This window comes from Aeromicrobium sp. MLTX1 (assembly GCF_046452335.1).
GTDB lineage: Bacteria > Actinomycetota > Actinomycetes > Propionibacteriales > Nocardioidaceae > Aeromicrobium.
This window is the reverse complement of record NZ_JBKFDN010000001.1, coordinates 673,074-691,566: the sequence shown is the minus strand read 5'-3', so window position 1 is coordinate 691,566 and position 18,493 is coordinate 673,074. Positions and strand designations below refer to the sequence as shown.

General features: G+C 71.9%; 13 protein-coding genes. 10 read left to right on the top strand and 3 right to left on the bottom strand.

Going from position 1 to position 18,493, the window contains the following annotated elements; genetic code table 11:
* Complete coding sequence (locus ACK99Q_RS03190) at positions 1-381, bottom strand: hypothetical protein (protein WP_410184793.1); 381 nt, start codon at positions 379-381, stop codon at positions 1-3.
* A gap of 112 nt (positions 382-493) precedes the next feature.
* Positions 494-886, bottom strand: a complete 393-nt coding sequence (locus ACK99Q_RS03185; protein WP_410184792.1) for a universal stress protein — start codon at positions 884-886, stop codon at positions 494-496.
* Positions 887-996: 110 nt separating this feature from the next.
* Between ACK99Q_RS03185 and ACK99Q_RS03180 the strand changes: the two genes are divergently transcribed.
* The 7 genes from ACK99Q_RS03180 (at position 997) to ACK99Q_RS03150 (ending at position 10,750) form a co-directional block, all read left to right on the top strand.
* Positions 997-2,733, top strand: a complete 1,737-nt coding sequence (locus tag ACK99Q_RS03180) for an acyclic terpene utilization AtuA family protein (protein ID WP_410184791.1) — start codon at positions 997-999, stop codon at positions 2,731-2,733.
* Complete coding sequence (locus ACK99Q_RS03175) at positions 2,730-3,881, top strand: acyl-CoA dehydrogenase family protein (protein WP_410184790.1); 1,152 nt, start codon at positions 2,730-2,732, stop codon at positions 3,879-3,881. The genes ACK99Q_RS03180 and ACK99Q_RS03175 overlap by 4 nt, the downstream gene beginning before the upstream one ends.
* A gap of 150 nt (positions 3,882-4,031) precedes the next feature.
* Positions 4,032-5,075 carry a winged helix DNA-binding domain-containing protein gene (locus tag ACK99Q_RS03170; protein ID WP_410184789.1) on the top strand — a complete coding sequence of 348 codons (1,044 nt, stop codon included), beginning with the start codon at positions 4,032-4,034 and terminating at the stop codon, positions 5,073-5,075.
* Entirely contained in the window at positions 5,072-6,670 is a 1,599-nt protein-coding gene (locus tag ACK99Q_RS03165) for an acyl-CoA carboxylase subunit beta (protein WP_410184788.1), read from the top strand. Before ACK99Q_RS03170 ends, ACK99Q_RS03165 begins: the two co-directional genes overlap by 4 nt.
* A 133-nt stretch (positions 6,671-6,803) precedes the next feature.
* Positions 6,804-8,714 carry a biotin carboxylase N-terminal domain-containing protein gene (locus tag ACK99Q_RS03160; RefSeq protein WP_410184787.1) on the top strand — a complete coding sequence of 637 codons (1,911 nt, stop codon included), beginning with the start codon at positions 6,804-6,806 and terminating at the stop codon, positions 8,712-8,714.
* Positions 8,711-9,874 (top strand): acyl-CoA dehydrogenase family protein, encoded by a 1,164-nt coding sequence (locus tag ACK99Q_RS03155; protein ID WP_410184786.1) that lies wholly within the window; start codon positions 8,711-8,713, stop codon positions 9,872-9,874. Before ACK99Q_RS03160 ends, ACK99Q_RS03155 begins: the two co-directional genes overlap by 4 nt.
* 129 nt (positions 9,875-10,003) lie before the next feature.
* Positions 10,004-10,750 carry an enoyl-CoA hydratase-related protein gene (locus ACK99Q_RS03150; RefSeq protein WP_410184785.1) on the top strand — a complete coding sequence of 249 codons (747 nt, stop codon included), beginning with the start codon at positions 10,004-10,006 and terminating at the stop codon, positions 10,748-10,750.
* A 55-nt stretch (positions 10,751-10,805) separates the two neighbouring features.
* On the opposite strand, the gene ACK99Q_RS03145 is transcribed toward ACK99Q_RS03150, so the two are convergent.
* Positions 10,806-11,603, bottom strand: a complete 798-nt coding sequence (locus ACK99Q_RS03145; RefSeq protein ID WP_410184784.1) for a hypothetical protein — start codon at positions 11,601-11,603, stop codon at positions 10,806-10,808.
* 166 nt (positions 11,604-11,769) lie between these two features.
* Here ACK99Q_RS03145 and ACK99Q_RS03140 point away from each other — a divergent pair, with 166 nt between their 5' ends.
* The 3 genes from ACK99Q_RS03140 to ACK99Q_RS03130 all read left to right on the top strand — a co-directional run bounded on the left by ACK99Q_RS03140 (position 11,770) and on the right by ACK99Q_RS03130 (position 18,489).
* Entirely contained in the window at positions 11,770-14,661 is a 2,892-nt protein-coding gene (locus ACK99Q_RS03140; protein ID WP_410184783.1) for a hypothetical protein, read from the top strand.
* Positions 14,662-14,887: 226 nt separating this feature from the next.
* Positions 14,888-16,975 carry a HelD family protein gene (locus ACK99Q_RS03135; RefSeq protein ID WP_410184782.1) on the top strand — a complete coding sequence of 696 codons (2,088 nt, stop codon included), beginning with the start codon at positions 14,888-14,890 and terminating at the stop codon, positions 16,973-16,975.
* Complete coding sequence (locus ACK99Q_RS03130) at positions 16,972-18,489, top strand: metallophosphoesterase family protein (RefSeq protein ID WP_410184781.1); 1,518 nt, start codon at positions 16,972-16,974, stop codon at positions 18,487-18,489. Before ACK99Q_RS03135 ends, ACK99Q_RS03130 begins: the two co-directional genes overlap by 4 nt.
* Positions 18,490-18,493 lie beyond the last annotated feature (4 nt).

The window sequence follows — 18,493 nt, the reverse complement described above, 5'->3', positions numbered from 1 at the left end:
TCAGGAGGCGGCGACCACGGCCGAGAGCGCGGCGAGGACGAGGCAGGTCGGCGTCATCACGAGGCGCTCCGGCCGGCTGCGCGAGATCGCGTTCATGAGGATGCCGAGCGCGAAGTAGGCCGTGACGACCCACGCGGCGATCTCGACCGTGCGGTCGGACAGGCCGAGGCCGATCACGCCCGCGCGCGCCAGCAGGATCGCCCCGATCGCGGCGTAGAGCACGACGGACACGGCGCTGCCGATCCGCAGGCGCGTCGGCAGCACGTCGTGCTGACCACTCCACGCGAACCGGCCGATCGGCGCACCGAGAGCCAGGGCCACCTGGAACACCGCGAGCGCCGCCAGGACCACGCAGGCCGCTACCGCGGCGGTCGTCACCATGGCGCGAGCCTAGGGCGGTGACAGTTTCCCCGGTTAACCGGGGAAACCGTCACTTCACGAGGTTCGCAACCCACGTGAAGTGACAGGAAACCTCGTGAAGTCGCGAGGCTGGTCAGGCGGAGGGCTTGACGGTGAGGACCTCGCAGGGCGCCTCGAGCAGGAGGCGCTGGGCGATGCTGCCCATGAGGAGCTTGCCGACGGGGGAGCGGCGGCGGAGGCCGAGGACGAGGAGCTCGGCGTCGTGGGTGCCGACCGACTGGAGCACGCCGGTGACGACGTCGTCCTCCTGGACCTGCGCGGCCTTCGCGTCGACGCCGGCCTCGCGGGCGCGGGCGACGATCTTCTCGAGGTCCTCCGAGGGGGTGGCCGTCGACTCGACGAGCGCGCCACCGCGCACGACGTTCAGCACGACGAGCGGCACCTGTCGCAGCTCTGCCTGGCGGATCGCCACGGGAACGGCGGCCTCACCCTGCGGGGTCGGGGTGTAGGAGAGGAGGACGGTCATGGGGCACCTTTCGAGATACGTATACCCAAGTGTATGCATCGGCTGGTCCGCTGACAAAGACACTTACAATCAGACTTGACTGTTTCTATGTGAGGCACGACACTGTGGGGGTGCGCACCCTTCGTGTCGGCAACTGCTCGGGCTTCTACGGCGATCGCTTCTCGGCGATGCGCGAGATGCTCGAGGGCGGCGAGCTCGACTACCTGACCGGCGACTACCTCGCCGAGCTGACGATGCTGATCCTCGGCCGCGACCGGATGAAGAGCGTCGACCTCGGCTACGCGAAGACCTTCCTCAAGCAGCTCGCCGAGAACCTCGCGCTCGCGAAGGAGCGGGGCGTGCGGATCGTGGCGAACGCGGGCGGCCTCAACCCCGCCGGCCTCGCCGCCGCGATCCGCGAGGTCGCCGCCGAGCAGGGCATCGAGGTCGCCGTGGCGCACGTCGAGGGCGACGACCTGCTCGCGCGCTCGGCCGAGCTCGGGTTCGGCGACGCGCTCACCGCCAACGCCTACCTGGGGGCGTTCGGCATTGCCGAGGCCCTGAAGGCCGGCGCCGACATCGTCGTCACCGGCCGCGTCACTGACGCCTCCGTCGTGGTCGGGCCCGCGATCGCGGAGCTCGGCTGGGGCCGAGAGGACTTCGATCGCCTCGCCGGCGCCGTCGTCGCCGGGCACGTCATCGAGTGCGGCGCACAGGCCACGGGCGGCAACTTCAGCGGCTTCCGCGACATCGACACCAGTCGGCCGCTCGGCTTCCCGATCGCCGAGATCGGCGAGGACGGCGGCGTGGTCATCACGAAGCACGCGAACACCGGGGGAGCGGTCACGGTCGACACCGTCACGGCGCAGCTCGTCTACGAGATCCAGGACCAGCGCTACCTCAACCCCGACGTCGTCGTCGACCTGACCAGCATCGAGCTCGCCCCCGACGGCGACGACAGGGTGCGGATCTCGGGCGTCCGGGGCGGCGCGCCCCCGGCGACCACGAAGGTCTGCCTCAACGCGTTCGGCGGCTTCCGCAACAGCGTCGAGTTCGTGCTGACCGGCCTCGACATCGAGGACAAGGCGGCGTGGGTCAAGGCGCAGATCGAGGCCGCCCTCACCGACCCGCCGACCGAGGTCGTCTGGGACCTCGCCCGCACCGACAAGACCGACCCCGCGTCCCAGCCCGAGGCCGCCGCGATGCTGCGCTGCCACGTGAAGGACGCCGACCAGGACAAGGTCGGCCGGGCGTTCAGCGGTGCCGCGGTCGAGGTCGCGCTGGCCTCGTACCCCGGCTTCACGATGACCGCACCTCCCGGCCGCGGCGCGCCCTACGGCATCTACCGCGCCGCCTACGTGCCCCAGGCCGAGGTCCCGCACGTCGTCGTCCACGCCGACGGCTCCCGCACCGACGTCGCCCCGCCCTCCGTGACCTCCGACCCATCCGACCTCCTCTCCGCGAGTGGCGCAGAATCGCCCGCCACTCGCCGAGTGGCGGGCGATTCCGCGCCACTCGCGGGCAGGAATGCGCCACTCGGCCGCCTCGTGCACGCCCGGTCGGGCGACAAGGGCGGCAACGCGAACGTCGGCGTGTGGATCCCGTCGGCGCACCCGCGCCGCGACGAGGCCTACGCCTGGCTCGCGGGCTTCCTCACCGAGGACCGCCTCCGCGAGCTCCTCCCCGAGGCCGCCGAGCTGAAGATCGAGGTCCACCCGCTGCCGAACCTGGCCGGCCTCAATGTCATCCTGCACGGCTTGCTCGGCGAGGGCGTCGCCTCGTCGACCCGCTTCGACCCGCAGGCCAAGGCGCTCGGCGAGTGGCTGCGCGCCCGCGTCGTGTCCATCCCCGAGGAGCTGCTCGCATGAACGCCTGGAACACCCCCGAGCGCGACGCGCTCCGCACCGCCGTCGAGGACTTCACGCGCGCCGAGATCGTGCCGCACCTCGCGCAGTGGGAGGACGACGGCGAGCTCCCGCGCGACCTCCACCGCACCACCGCGAAGGCGGGCTTCCTCGCGATCGGCTTCCCCGAGGAGGTCGGCGGCGACGGCGGCGACATGATCGACTCCTGCATCGCAACCGAGGCGATCATGTCCGCGGGTGGCTCCACCGGCCTGCAGGCCAGCCTCTTCACGCACTCGATCGCGACGCCGCACATCATCGACTCGCTCAACACCGACCTCATCGACCGGTACGTCAGGCCCACGCTCGCCGGCGAGCTGATCGGCTCGCTCGGCGTCACCGAGCCCGGCGGCGGCTCCGACGTCGCGGGCATCCGCACGAAGGCCGTGCGCGACGGCGACCACTACGTCGTGAACGGCGCCAAGACGTTCATCACGAGCGGCGTCCGCGCGGACTTCGTCACCACCGCGGTCCGCACCGGCGGCGAGGGCCACGGCGGCATCAGCCTGCTGGTCATCGAGAAGGGCACGCCCGGGTTCACCGTCGGCCGCAGCCTGCGCAAGATGGGCTGGCACTGCTCCGACACGGCCGAGCTCTCGTTCGAGGACGTCCGCGTGCCGGCGGAGAACCTCGTCGGCGACGAGAACGCCGGCTTCTACTACATCGCGCAGCAGTTCGTCGGCGAGCGGATCAACCTCGCCACGCAGGCGTACGCCACCGCGCAGCGCGCCCTCGACCTCGCCGTCGCCTACGCGAAGGAGCGCGAGACGTTCGGCAAGCCGCTCATCGCGCGGCAGGTGATCCGGCACAAGCTGGTCGAGATGCACTCGCGCACCGCGGCCGCCCGCGCCCTGACCCGAGGCGTCGTCGAGCGCGCGATCGACACCTCGAAGTCCGACCCGAGCCTCATCCTCGACGCCGTCGTGGCGAAGAACGAGGCCGTCGCGTGCGTCGAGTTCGTCGTGCACGAGGCCGTGCAGATCTTCGGCGGCATGGGCTACATGCGCGAGTCCGAGATCGACCGCCACTACCGCGACGCGCGCATCCTGGGCATCGGCGGCGGTGCCACCGAGGTCATGAAGGACCTCGCCGCGAAGCTGCTGGGGTACTGACGTGTCCGTCCAGCGTGATCTCGATACGCCCCTCGCTTCGCTCGTGAGCTACTCGATCGCCAGGGCCGGTGGTCGAGTGCCGGCGAGCGCAGCGAGACGTGGGGGCACCTCCCGCTTGCGGGGGAGTATCGAGACCACGAGGTTCGGCTCGTGAGCCCGGCGGAGGTCCGCGGGGAGCGGATGGCGCGGCAGCGACTGGTCGGGGAGCCGTTCCCCGACCTCGTGTCGTGCGTCGGCACGCTCGGCGCGGTGCAGTTCCAGGAGTTCGAGGACTCGCTGTGGACGCTCGCCCGCCGCACGCACGACCGCCCCGCGCGTGACGCGATCGCGGCCGAGATCGCCGAGGGCCGCCTCGTCCGTCACCACGTGCTGCGCCCGACCTGGCACGTCGTCCGGATCGAGGACCTCGGCTGGATGCTCGACCTCACCGCCGACCGCATCCGCGCGCAGTCGCGTCCGCAGATGCGCGCCACGGGCGTGCTCGACGACCGCGACCGGCTGGTCGGCCTCGTCGGCGAGATCGTCGAGTCCGCCGAGTCGCCGCTGACCCGCAAGGAGATCGGCACGGCCCTCGCCGAGCGCGGCGTCGAGCTGAGGGGCCAGGCCCTCGGTCACATCACCGTCAGCGCCGAGCTCGACAAGGTGGTCACCACCGGCCCGCGCCGCGGCAGCTGGGACACCTTCGTCCCGTTCGCCTCGCGCATCCCGACGGTCGAGCTCGACCGCGAGGAGGCGCTGGTCCGCCTCGCGACGATGTACCTCGCCGGCCACGCCCCGGCCACCGCCCGCGACTTCGCGTGGTGGGCCGGCCTCACCCTCACCGACGCGAAGCGCGCGTTCGAGCAGGTCGAGGTCGACGAGGTCGCCCCCGCGACCTCCGACGGCACGGCGTTCATCCTCAGCCTCTTCGACGAGCTCGTCATCGCCTACCAGGACCGCTCGCACTACGAGGTCCCGATCGCGGGCGGCGGCACGATCGACGTGTGGGGCGGCAACCTCGTCCTGCTCGACGGCGTGGTCGCCGCGACCTGGCGCAGCCTCAAGCCGAAGCGCAAGGACGGCAACGGCCTGTTCGAGGTCACCCCCGTGCGGGCCCTGACCCGCGCCGACCGCGACCGCATCGACGCCGATGCGACCGCCTTCATCGACCACCTCGACATCCCCGTCGACCTCCAGTGGAAGGACGCTCCATGAGCTCAGTCAGGACCGCCGTCGACCCGACGACGGCCGCGTACCGGGAGAACCGGGAGGCGGCGCTCGAGCGCGTGGCCGACCTCGGCGAGCAGCACGCGAAGGCGCTGGCCGGCGGCGGCGAGAAGTACGTCGCGCGCCACCATCAGCGCGGCAAGCTCACCGCCCGGGAGCGCATCGAGCTGCTCGTCGACCAGGACTCGCCGTTCCTCGAGCTCGGCGCGCTGGCCGGCTGGGGCACCGACTTCGCCGTCGGCGGCTCGATCATCACGGGCATCGGCGTCGTCGAGGGCGTCGAGTGCATGATCATCGCGAACGACCCCACCGTGAAGGGCGGCTCGTCGAACCCGGTCACGGTCAAGAAGGGCTTCCGCGCCGCGCAGATCGCCGCCGAGAACCGGCTGCCGACGATCAACCTCGTCGAGTCCGGCGGCGCCGACCTTCCCACGCAGAAGGACATCTTCATCCCCGGCGGCGCCAGCTTCCGCAACATCACGAACGCCAGCGAGGACCGCCGCCCCACGGTGGCCCTCGTGTTCGGCAACTCCACCGCCGGCGGCGCCTACGTGCCCGGCATGAGCGACTACGTCGTCATGGTCGACGGTGGCGCGAAGGTGTTCCTCGGCGGCCCGCCGCTGGTGAAGATGGCCACCGGCGAGGAGTCCGACGACGAGTCGCTCGGCGGCGCGCAGATGCACGCGAAGCAGTCCGGCCTGGCCGACTACCTCGCCGTGGACGAGCGCGACGCGATCCGCCTCGGCCGCCAGATCATCCGCCGCATCAACTGGCGCAAGGCGGGCCCCGTGCCGGCCTCGGTCTACGCCGAGCCCGTGCTCGACCCCGAGGAGCTGCTGGGCATCGTGCCCACTGACCTGAAGGTGCCGTTCGACCCGCGGGAGGTCATCGCGCGCCTCGTCGACGGCAGCGAGTTCGACGAGTTCAAGCCGCTCTACGGCCAGAGCCTGGTCACCGGCTTCGCGCAGCTGCACGGCTACCCGATCGGCATCCTCGCCAACGCGCAGGGCGTGCTGTTCAGCCAGGAGGCGCAGAAGGCCGCGCAGTTCATCCAGCTGGCCAACCAGACCGACACGCCGCTGCTGTTCCTGCACAACACGACCGGCTACATGGTCGGCGCGGAGTACGAGCAGGGCGGCATCATCAAGCACGGCGCGCAGATGATCAACGCCGTCTCGAACAGCAAGGTCCCCCACGTCTCGATCGTCATGGGCGCGTCGTACGGCGCGGGTCACTACGGCATGAGCGGACGCGCGTACGACCCGCGGTTCATGTTCAGCTGGACCGGCGCGAAGTCGGCCGTGATGGGCCCGGCGCAGCTGGCCGGCGTGATGGAGATCGTCGCGCGGCAGTCGGCCGAGTCAAAGGGCCAGGTGTTCGACGCCGAGGGGTTCCAGGGCATCAAGGACCTCGTCGAGGCGCAGATCGAGGAGCAGTCGCTCGCGTACTTCACGAGCGGCCTGGGCTACGACGACGGCGTCATCGACCCGCGCGACACGCGCACGATCCTCGGCATCTGCCTGTCCGCGATCGCCAACGCGCCCGTCGAGGGCGCCCGGGGCTACGGGGTGTTCCGCCTGTGAACGCGAACCCGACGCCGGTGGTCGAGTGCGCCGCGAGGAACGAGCGGCGTGTATCGAGACCACTGCATGATCTCGATACACCTCGTCTCGCTGCGCTCGCCGCGGCACTCGATCACCGAACTGGAGTCCACGCATGAGCACGATTCGCAAGGTCCTGGTCGCCAACCGTGGCGAGATCGCGCGGCGCGTGTTCCGCACGTGTCGTGAGCTCGGGATCGAGACCGTGGCCGTCTTCTCGGACGCCGACGCCGGCCTGCCGTTCGTGGCCGAGGCCGACGTCGCGGTCCGGCTGCCGGGCAGCGCGCCGTCGGACACGTACCTGCGCGGCGAGCTCATCATCGAGGCCGCGCGCCGCAGCGGCGCCGACGCGATCCACCCCGGCTACGGCTTCCTGTCGGAGAACGCCGACTTCGCCCGTGACGTCGAGGCCGCGGGGCTGACCTGGATCGGCCCGAGCCCGGAGTCCATCGACCAAATGGGCAGCAAGATCCGCGCGAAGGAGATCATGGCGGCCGCGGACGTGCCGATCCTCTCGGTCGACGTCGACGCCGTCAGCGAGTCCGACCTGCCGCTGCTGGTGAAGGCCAGCGCCGGTGGCGGCGGCCGCGGCATGCGTGTCGTCGAGCGGCTCGAGGACCTCCCCGGCGAGCTCGACAAGGCCAGGGCCGAGGCCGCGTCCGCCTTCGGCGACGGCACCGTCTTCGTCGAGCCGTACCTGCCGCGCGCCCGCCACGTGGAGGTCCAGATCCTGGCCGACACGCACGGCACCGTCTGGGCCGTCGGCGACCGCGACTGCTCGATCCAGCGCCGCCACCAGAAGGTCGTGGAGGAGGCGCCCGCGCCGAACCTCTCGGAGACGGCACGCACGACCCTGCACACCGCCGCCCGTCACGCCGCCGAGGCCGTGGCCTACCGCGGCGCCGGCACGGTGGAGTTCCTCGTCGACGGCGACCGCGTGTTCTTCCTCGAGATGAACACCCGCCTCCAGGTGGAGCACCCCGTCACCGAGGAGGTGCACGGCATCGACCTCGTCGCCGCGCAGATCGCGATCGCCGAGGGTCAGCCGCTGACCGGTGAGGTCGCCGCGCCGCAGGGCCACGCGATCGAGGTCCGCCTCTACGCCGAGGACCCGGCCGACGACTGGTCGCCGCAGACCGGCACGATCCGTGCGTTCGAGTTCCCCGACTCGGTCCGCGTGGACTCGGCCGTCGAGGTCGGCAGCGTCGTGGGCATCCACTACGACGCGATGATCGCGAAGGTCATCGCGCACGGTCCCGACCGCGGCACGGCGCTGCGCACCCTCGTCGACGCGCTGCGCCGCTCGCGCGTGCACGGCGTCACCACGAACGCGACGGCGCTGCGCCAGATCCTCGAGGCGAAGCAGGTGCGCGAGGCCGACCTGTGGACCTCGATGCTGGAGGAGAACGCCGACGAGTGGTTCGGCGACGAGGCCGTCGACCCGCTGGTGCCCGTCGCGGCCGCGCTGGCCGAGGCGAGCCTCACGGCGACCTCGGCACGCGTGCTCAGCCGCATCCCGGCCGGCTTCCGCAACGTGCCGAGCCAGCCGCTCACGCGCGAGTACGAGGGCCACCCGGTCGTCGCCTACAGCAGCCGGCAGGGACGACTCGCGGTCGACGGCGTGACCGTGGTCTCGATCGAGACCGGTCACGCGAGCGCCGAGGTCCTGCTCGAGGTCGACGGCGTGACCCGCCGCTACGTCGTGGTGGTGGCCGAGGGCCACGTGGACGTCGACGGCCCGACGGGCTCGACCAGCCTCACGCCGGTCCCGCGCTTCGTCGACCCGGCCGACGTCGTGGCCGAGGGCTCGCTGCTGGCGCCGATGCCGGCGGCGGTCACCGCGGTCAAGGTCGCCGACGGCGATCGCGTCGCGAAGGGCGACCCCGTGGTCGTCCTCGAGGCGATGAAGATGCAGCACACCATCTCGGCGCCCTCCGACGGCGTCGTCAGCGGCCTGGCCGTGAGCGTCGGTCAGCAGGTCGAGGCCGGAGCGGTCCTCGCCGTCATCGAGGAGGAAACGGCATGAGCAACTTCACCGAGTCCGAGGAGCGCCGCGAGCTGCGCAAGGCCGTCGCGGCCCTGGGCGCCAAGTACGGCGAGCACTACTTCTACGAGGCCGCGAAGGAGGGCCGCAAGACCACCGAGCTGTGGTCGGAGGCGGGCAAGCTCGGCTACCTCGGCGTCTCGATCCCCGAGGAGTTCGGCGGCGGCGGTGGCGACATCGGCGACCTCGCCGCGGTGTGCGAGGAGCTGGCGATCGCCGGCTGCCCGCTGCTGCTCATGGTGGTCTCACCGGCCATCGTCGGCACCGTGATCGCCCAGTACGGCACACAGGAGCAGAAGCAGCGCTGGCTGCCGGGCCTGGCGGACGGCACCGAGACCTACGCCTTCAGCATCACCGAGCCCGACGCCGGGTCGAACTCCCACAACCTCGTCACCACGGCGACGAAGACCGAGGACGGCGGCTGGGTCCTCAAGGGCGGCAAGACCTACATCTCGGGCGTCGACGAGGCCAGCCACGTGCTGGTGGTCGGCCGCACGGCCGACGCCAAGAGCGGCAAGCTGAAGCCGGCACTGTTCATGGTCCCGACCGACTCCGAGGGCTTCAACGCCCAGGAGATCGACATGGGCCTGACCAGCCCCGAGAAGCAGTTCACGCTGTTCTTCGACGACATCCGGCTGCCCGCGGACGCCCTCGTCGGCAGCGAGGACGCCGGCCTCGAGCAGCTGTTCGCGGGCCTGAACCCCGAGCGGATCATGGCCGCGTCGATGGGCACGGGCACGGCACGTTGGGCGCTCAACAAGGCCGTCGCCTACGCCAAGGACCGCGACGTGTGGGGCCGGCCGATCGGCGCGCACCAGGCGATCGCGCACCCGCTCGCGCAGCTGCACATCGACATCGAGATGACCCGCCTCCTCACCCAGAAGGCCGCCGCGCTGTACGCCGCGGGCGACCTGATGGGCGCCGGCGAGGCCGCCAACATGGCCAAGGTCGCCGCGGGCGATGCCGCGGCCAAGGCGGTCGACACGGCGATCCAGACGCACGGCGGCAACGGCCTGGCCAACGAGTACGGTCTCGTCCAGGCGCTCGCGTCCTCGCGTCTGTCGAACATCGCGCCGGTGAGCAAGCAGATGGCCCTCAACTTCGTCGCCCAGTTCTCGCTGGGCCTGCCGAAGTCCTACTGACCGCGGCAACGTGATCTCGATACAGCGTCTCGCTGCGCTCGCCGCCACTCGATCACCGGTAGTTGAGTAGCTCGCGAGCGCAGCGAGCGGCGTATCGAAACCACGGCCCACCTCCACGAACGGAGCACCATGACCGAACTCGTCCACCTCGACGTCGCGGACGGCGTCGCGACGATCACGCTCGACAGCGAGCACAACCGCAACGCCCTGAGCCGCCAGCTGGTCACCGAACTGGGAGCACACCTCGACAGCGCGGAGTCCGACGCCGAGGCGAAGGTGATCGTGCTGCGCTCGGCGCACCGCGTCTTCTGCTCCGGCGCCGACCTGACCGAGGCCGCCGAGGGCTCGATGCAGGAGGGTGCGAGCACCCTCATCGGCCTCCAGCGCCGCATCGCCACGAGCGCCAAGCCCGTGGTCGTCGTGCTGGGCGGCCCGGTACGCGCGGGCGGCCTCGGACTCGTCGGGGCGGCCGACATCGTGCTGGCCACGCGGTCGGTGACGTTCGCGCTGACCGAGGTCCGACTCGCGCTCGCACCCGCGGTGATCAGCCTGTCGCTGCTGCCGCGGCTGAGCCCGCGGGCCGCCTCCGACCTCTTCCTCACCGGCCGCACGTTCGACGCCGCCGAGGCGGCCGAGATCGGCCTCGTCACGCGGGTCGTCGAGGACGACGCACTCGACGCCGGTCTGCAGGCGGTCCTGGACGACCTCGGCCAGGGCTACCCGCAGGGCTTCCGCGAGACGAAGGCGCTGCTCAACCACGACCTCGTCGAGCGGATCGACCGCCTCGGCGACCAGCTGGCCGAGCAGTCGGCGCGCCTGTTCGGGAGCGACGAGGCGCGTGAGGCGATGCTCGCGTTCCTGTCCCGCAAGCGCTGACCCGGAACGACGAACGCCCCCTCCCATCGAGGAGGGGGCGTTCGTCGTGGGTGGCTCAGGGAGCCATGGGCGAATCCTCCGGCACCGCGGCCAGTGCGTTCACCGAGCAGCGGACCTGGGGCGCGACGAACGAGACGCGGCCGTCGGCGTCACCGTGGCCGAACGCGATCATCGGGCGCTTCGTGACGTCGTAGCTCGCGGCCTTCGGCGCGGCACCGGCCACCGCGGCCGTGCGGAACTCCTGGGCCTCGTCGGTGTCGCTGGTCGGGATCGAGATCACGAGCAGCTCGCCGTTCTCCGCGTCGGGGGCGCCGACGGAGCCGCGCAGCGTGGTGCACTTGCCAGCGGTGTTGAAGTAGATCCCCGAGTACGAGAACGTGAGCGCCTTCGGGTACGTCTTGCCGGCGATCGTGACGGGACCGTTCACGACGGTGCCCGACGTCTCGCTGGGCTGCGTGGTCAGGTCGAGCCAGCGGTAGCCGACGAAGCCGCGGCGCGAGCTGGAGCCGGCCTTGGCCTTCGTGGACTTGGGTGCGACGACGCGCACGTACTGCTGTCCGGCGGTCAGCACCCGGACACGGGCCGAGTACGTGCGCTTCTTGCTGGTGCGGACCTTGGCGACGGTCTTCCAGGCGCCCGAGCCGACCTTGCGCTGGACGAGCAGCTTCTTCTTCGCGGCCTTCGGGCCCGCGACCTTGCCCGTGACCTTGACGGTGGTGCCGACGGTCGGGGCGGTCGTGTTGATCGAGATGCTGACCTTGTAGGTGGGCTTGGGGGCGGCCTGGGCCGCGGTGGGGGCCAGGGCGAGGACCAGTCCGGTCGTCGCGGCGAGGGCGAGGGCGCGCACGCGCATGCGGTTCTTCCTTACGTCGTGGGGACATGCAGCGACGACAGCGTAGGGCCGTGACGGGTGTGGCTGAGGGGAAACGGGAGAACTCACGAGCCTCAGGCGTAGTCACATGGGATGACATGCGGTCGTTCCGCCACGAGGTCGCAGAAGTGCGACATACGTTGCAGAAGTGATCCTCCTTCCCACGCGTCCCACGTCTCCCGCGCGCCGCGCCGGACGCCCGCTCGCCACCGTGCTCGCCCTCGCCATCGCCCTGGCGGGTCTCGTGTCGGTCGCCGCCCCCGCACAGGCCGCAGACGAGGCCACGTACGTCCGGACGTTCGCCGCAGCCGGATCGGGCGAGGGGGCGACAGGCTGGTTCTACGCGCTGGCCCAGGACGCCGAAGGCCGTGTCTACGCCGCCGACTACTCGACCGGGGTGGTGAAGGTCTACAGCGCCGACGGCGAGTTCCTGCGGACGATCGGACAGGGCCACCTCACCTCGCCCTACGGTGCGACGGTGGACGCCGCCGGCAACGTCCACGTCACGGAGGCGGCCGGCCGGATCAGCACGTTCGACCCGGAGGGGGCCCTGGTCTCGAGCTTCCGCGTCGACGCGTCGATCCCGTTCCAGATCGCCGCATCAGGAGGTCACCTGTTCGTCACCGACGTCAACACCGGCCGCGTCCTCAAGCTGACGCTCCAGGGCGAGCAGGTCGGCTCCTGGGGGAACACGGACGGCCCCGGCCGGCTCAACAGCGCCTTCGGCATCGCGGCGCGTGACGGCTACGTCTACGTCGCCGACCTCCATGGTGGGGCGATTCGCAAGTACGACACGAACGGCACGCACGTCGCCGACTTCACCCAGGTCTCCGGCCGGGCGATGGCGGGCCCCTATGGAGTCTCCGTCGACTCGGAGGGCCGGATCGCCGTCGCCGAGCTCCATGGCTCCGGTGCCGCGGTCCTCGACCCGGAGGGTCGGACCCTCGTCGCGTGGGGCTCGCGCGGGACCGCCGCCGGCCAGTTCCAGCAGCCCACCGGGATCTCGCTCGACGACACCGGCCGCGTCTACGTGGCCGACTTCCAGCGCAACATCCAGCAGTTCGAGCTGGAGCCCACCTTCAAGACGTTCACCCCCACGATCGAGGGATCGGGCCGCGCCGGGGACGAGCTGAGCGTGACAGCGTCGACCTCGCCCGAGCCGGCCTCGTGGACGTACGCCTGGACGGTCGGCGGCAGCGACGAGGTGCGCTCGACCACCGCGACCTTCACCCCGACCCTGGCCGATGTGGGCGAGTTCGTGACCGCGACCGTCACCGCGAAGGGCACCGACGGCGAGCCCGCCGACCGCTCCGGCGTGGTGCAGCGGCAGATTCTGCCGGCCCTCATGACGGCCGGTGCGACCCTCACGGACTCGACCCCGGGCACGCCGCCCACGTCCGGTGACGTGCTGACGGTGGTGCCGGACGAGTCGAGGCTCCCCGAGGGCGCTCGACGCGTCCAGACCCGGTGGGGTCACCTGGACGACGAGCAGGAGTGCGTGACGCGCGACGACTTCGACGGCTCGGTCACCTACGACGTGAGCAATGCCGACGCGGGACGGACGATCTGTGTCAGCCTCATGTACCTCGCCACCGGGTACGACACGCTCGAGGTGGGCGCCGCGGCGTCCGATGTCGCGGTGGGCGCCTTCACGGCCCCGACGCCGACGACCGACGTCGAGACGCCCCGGGTCGGCGAGACCGTCACGGCCGCGGTGGACCTCGCCGACGCGCCCGAGGGCGCCGAGGTCACCGCCTGGCAGTGGGGCCTGGTCGACGGCGAGGACTGCGTCGTGATCGCGGGCGCGGACGAGGCCGCCTTCACCCCGGAGGTCGCCGAGTTCGAGAAGTCGCTGTGCGTGACCGTGACGGTGAGCGCGCCGCACCACGCCGACGCCACGACTGCGCACACGGTCGGCGAGGTCGGCGCCGGTGACTTCGCGGAGTCGCCCGCCGTCTCGATCCAGGGCTGGGTCGAGGCCGGCGCCGAGGCGACCGCCACCGTCACCGGTGGCGATCCGGCGGACGCCGAGCGCGCGTACCAGTGGAACCTGGACGGCGAGCCGATCGACGGCGCGACCCGGGCCGTCTTCACCCCCAAGGGCGCGCACCGCGGCCACGAGCTGTCCGTGACGGTGACGTCCTCCGCGCGCGGGTTCGAGGACGACGTGACGACGTCGGACGCGGTCGAGGTGGGCGTGGGCACGCTGCACGTCCCGAGTCCGCAGCCCAGCAGCGATCGCCCGCGCGTGGGCGAGCCGATCTCGCTGCCCATCGACCTCTCGGAGGCTCCGGAGGAGGCCGCTGCGCACTGGCAGTGGGGCGTGGCCGCGGACGAGGACTGTGTCGCCATCTCGGGTGCGACGTCAGCCTCGTTCACGCCCACGGCCGACCTCGTCGGGAAGACCCTGTGCATCGAGGCCGGCGTCACCGCCGAGGGCTACGAGCCCCTCGCGGGGACCTTCGTCGTGGAGCACGCCGTGGTCCGGGGCACTCTGCCGGCGATGCGGGCGGTCCTCAGCACGAGGACCCCGAAGGTCGGCACGACGCTCACCGCGCCCCTGATGAGCGGCGCCCTGCCGAAGGATGCGAAGACCACGACGGCGTGGGGCCTCGCGCAGGCCGGCAAGGACTGCCGACCCGTCACGAGGGCCGGCTCCTACCGCGTGACGTCGGCGATGGCCGGCCGCGAGGTCTGCGTGCGCGTCACGGTGACGGCGCCGGGCTACGTGGAGTGGTCGACGACCCTGCGGACGAGCCGGGTCACGGAGGTCGCGAAGGCCTCCGTGTCGCGCAAGGTCGTCCGCGACCGCGAGGTGTTCACGGTCCGCGCCCAGGGCCTGGCCCCGGGTCAGCGCTACCGGATCTCGCTGCGCCACCAGATGGTGACCGGCAAGGCCGACTCGCACGGACGCGTCGTCCGCAAGGTCCGCTACGGCAAGGGCCTCAAGTCGGCGCAGCGCACGATCGTGGTGCGCGGCTTCGAGGGCTCCAAGGTCACCTACCTCAAGAAGCTCCGGGTGACCCACCGCGTGCGGTGACGCGGTGACGCGCCCGCGGACGCCGGCCGACCCCCGTTTGGCGGTCGGCGTCCGCGCGGCGCTTGCGTCGGTCCCGAGTGGCCGACGGCTCCCATGAGCACGCCACCGGCGCGCTGATACGTCTCGATTGGAGAACGTGAGGGCGTCCGCGGCGCGGCGATGCGTCCACACGGCTGGTCCGCGGTGCCTAGAATGGAGAGTTCCCCCACGGCACCGAAGGACGTCGATGAGCAACCCCTCTCCCGATGAACGCGAGCTCGCGCACGAGCAGGCGTACGTCGACACCGTCTACGAGCGCCTGGAGGAGTCCACCAAGGTGGCCCGGTCGCTCGTCGCCGAGGGGATGGCGCGCGGCCACATCGGCCACGAAGGCGGCCTGGTCGAGCGCGACGCGATGGTCTACCAGGCCTCGCGCCGCCTGAGCGCCCTGCACGCGGCCCACGACGGCCTCGTGTTCGGCCGCCTCGACCTCGACGGCGGCGACGCCCGCTACATCGGCCGCATCGGCGTGCGCGACGCCGACCGCGAGATCATCCTCGTCGACTGGCGTGCCCCGGCGGCCTCGGTGTTCTACCAGGCCACGGCGCAGGACCCGGCCGGCGTCGTCCGACGGCGCGTGCTGCGCTGCCGTGGCGACCGCGTGATCGGCATCGAGGACGAGCTGCTCGACGCCGACGCCGCCCCCGACGACATGGTCGTCATCGGCGAGGGCGCGCTGCTGGCCAGCCTCAGCCGCGCCCGCGACAGCTCGATGCACTCGGTCGTCGCCACGATCCAGAAGGAGCAGGACGAGGCGATCCGCGCGCCCTCGCGCGGCGCCGTGATCATCGGCGGCGGCCCCGGCACCGGCAAGACGGTCGTGGCGCTGCACCGTGCGGCCTACCTGCTCTACACCGACCGGCGCCGGTTCGAGTCCGGCGGCGTGCTCGTCGTCGGCCCCTCGGGCGTCTTCATGAACTACATCGAGCGCGTGCTGCCCAGTCTCGGCGAGACCAGCGTGACGCTGCGCTCGATCGGCGAGGTCGTCGACGGCATCCGCGCCACCGAGCACGCCTCGCCCGAGGCCGCGGCGCTGCTCGGCGCGAGCCAGATGGCCACCGCGCTGGCGCGCATCACCAAGGCCCCGCAGCCCGGCGCCCCGAAGCGGCTCGACCTGTTCTACCGCGACGACCGGCTCGTGCTGGAGGCCTCCGACCTCTCCCGCATCCGCAAGCGCGTCCTGTCGAACGGCCTGCCCAACACCACCCTGTCCGCCGCCCGCGAGGAGCTCGTGAAGGCGCTCTGGGACAAGGTCACCGGCGACCGCGCCCTCGACCGCGGCCCCGAGGCGTTCGGCGACCACCTCGACGGCGACGAGGCCTTCGAGGACTTCGTCGACGCGTGGTGGCCCGAGCTCGACCCGGTCGACGTGTGGCGCACCGTCCCGTCGCGCCTCGGCGAGGTCGCGTCCGACCTGTTCACCTCATTCGAGCAGCAGGTGCTGCGTCGCGAGTGGGCCGACGAGCCCACGATCGAGGACATCCCGCTGATCGACGAGCTGCGCCACCTGCTGGGCGAGGCGCCCGTGCGCACCGAGGACGACTGGGCGTCGCCGAAGCAGCTGATGAGCTTCGAGCAGCGCGAGCGCGAGGACCGCGTCCAGGCCACCGGAAGCATCGACGACGAGGGCTTCGCCCACGTGCTGGTCGACGAGGCACAGGACCTCTCGCCCATGCAGTGGCGGATGCTCGGCCGCCGCGGCCGCACCGCCAGCTGGACGATCGTGGGCGACGAGGCGCAGTCCTCGTGGCCCGTGCCCGCCGAGTCCGCGGCCGCCCGCGACGAGGCCCTCGGCGCGCTCGCTGTCCACCGCTTCCGCCTGTCGACGAACTACCGGAACTCCGCCGAGATCTACGAGTTCGCCGCGCAGGTCGCCCGTCACGCGATCGCCCACCCCGACCTCGCCGACGCGGTCCGCCGCACGGGCGTCGACCCGCGCCACGAGGTCGTCACGGCCGACGCGCTGCTCGACCGCGCGGTCGCCGAGACCACCGAGATGCTGGGCCAGGTCGACGGCACGATCGCCGTCGTCGCTCCCACGGGCCGCCTCGACCGGCTGCGCGCCGTGATGCCCCCGGACGAGCGCCTGCGCGTGCTCGACCCGCTCGACACGAAGGGCCTCGAGTTCGACGGCGTCGTCCTGGTCGACGCCGACGGCGTGGTCACCGAGGCCGCCGCCGGCTGGCGCACCCTCTACGTCGTGCTCACCCGCGCGACCCAGCGACTCGTCACGGTCGGCACGAGCCGCACGTGGCTGGATCGGGTGGCCGAGTGAACCGGATCGTCGCGGGCCTGGCGCTGCTCGGCGTCGGCCTCGCGGTGGCGGTGCCGGTCACGGCCGCCACGTTCGTCGACACCGAGCGCACCGTCACGATCGGCGCCCACAACGCCACCGCGCGACCCACCTTCGACGGTCACGTCACGATCGTGGCCGGGCCGCTGCTGCCCGAGCTGCGGATGCCTTCCGACGCCCTGCTCGGCATCGGCGCCCAGGTGGTCCTGCGCGACAGCCCCGACACCGACCTCGAGCGCGTGCTCGCGCAGGACGCCGCGATCGCCAGCCAGCCCGAGGGCGAGATCGCGGCGATGACGTCGGAGATCACCGAGATGGGTCTCGCGGCGCTCCAGCGCGGTGTGGCCGCGGGCGTCATCGCGATGGTCGTCGTGGGCGTCGGCTGGGTGGCCGTCGGCCCGCGCCGCCGTCGTGAGCTGCGCGACCAGTGGCCGCCCGAGCCGCGCACCGCCCTCGTCGGCGGCGTGCTCGCGATCGTGGTGCTCGGCGCCGTCATGGCCTACGCGCCCGACCCCAGCACCGAGCGCGAGGTCGCGTGGGTGCCGATCCGCCAGGAGTTCCCCGAGCTGCCCGACGAGGCGCGGCTCGCCAACGTGGAGATCTCGCGCGGCGCCGCCACCGCCACCAGCAAGGCCATCGTCCAGGGCGCGCTCGACACCTACGAGGAGTCGCTGGCGTTCTACTCCTCGCTCGCCGAGAAGACCAAGGACGTCCCGGTGCGGGCGCCCGAGTCGGGTCAGACCACCGCGCTCGTCGTCACCGACCGCCACGACAACATCGGCATGGACCCCGTCGCCCGGGAGGTGGCTCGCGCCGCCGACGCGTCCTTCGTCATCGACATGGGCGACGACACGTCCAACGGCGCCTCGTGGGAGGCGTTCAGCATCAAGTCGCTGCGCCAGACCTTCGAGGATCTGCCGATCCTCGCCGTCGCCGGCAACCACGACACCGGCAAGTACATCCTGCGCGAGATGGAGCGCAACGACTTCCTCGTGTTCGACGGCGAGCCCACCGACGTCGAGGGCATCCGCATGATCGGCGAGAGCGACCCGCGCAGCTCGGGCCTGACCGCCGGCTACAACGGCAACGAGGGCGACAACATCGCCGCGATCACCGAGCAGAGCGAGAAGCTGGCCGAGGCGGCATGCGAGGACGGCGAGGTGTCGCTCATGGTCACGCACAGCGCCGCGTCGGCGAAGCGCACCGTGCAGGAGGGCTGCGTCGACCTCGCCATCAGCGGGCACCTGCACCGCCAGGTCGGTCCCACCAGCACCGAGGGCCCGCAGGGCACCTCCACCGAGGTGTCGATCGGCTCCACGGGCGGCGCGGTCTACGCGTTCGCGCTGGGCACCAAGCTGCGCCGCGACGCGCAGGTGGCCGTGCTGACCTTCGAGGCCGGCCGCGTCGTCGGCCTGCAGATCGTCACGTTCAAGCCCGGAGGCCTCATCGACGTCGGCGACTACACGACCCTCCCGGTCCCCGTCGCCGGCAACTAGCCCC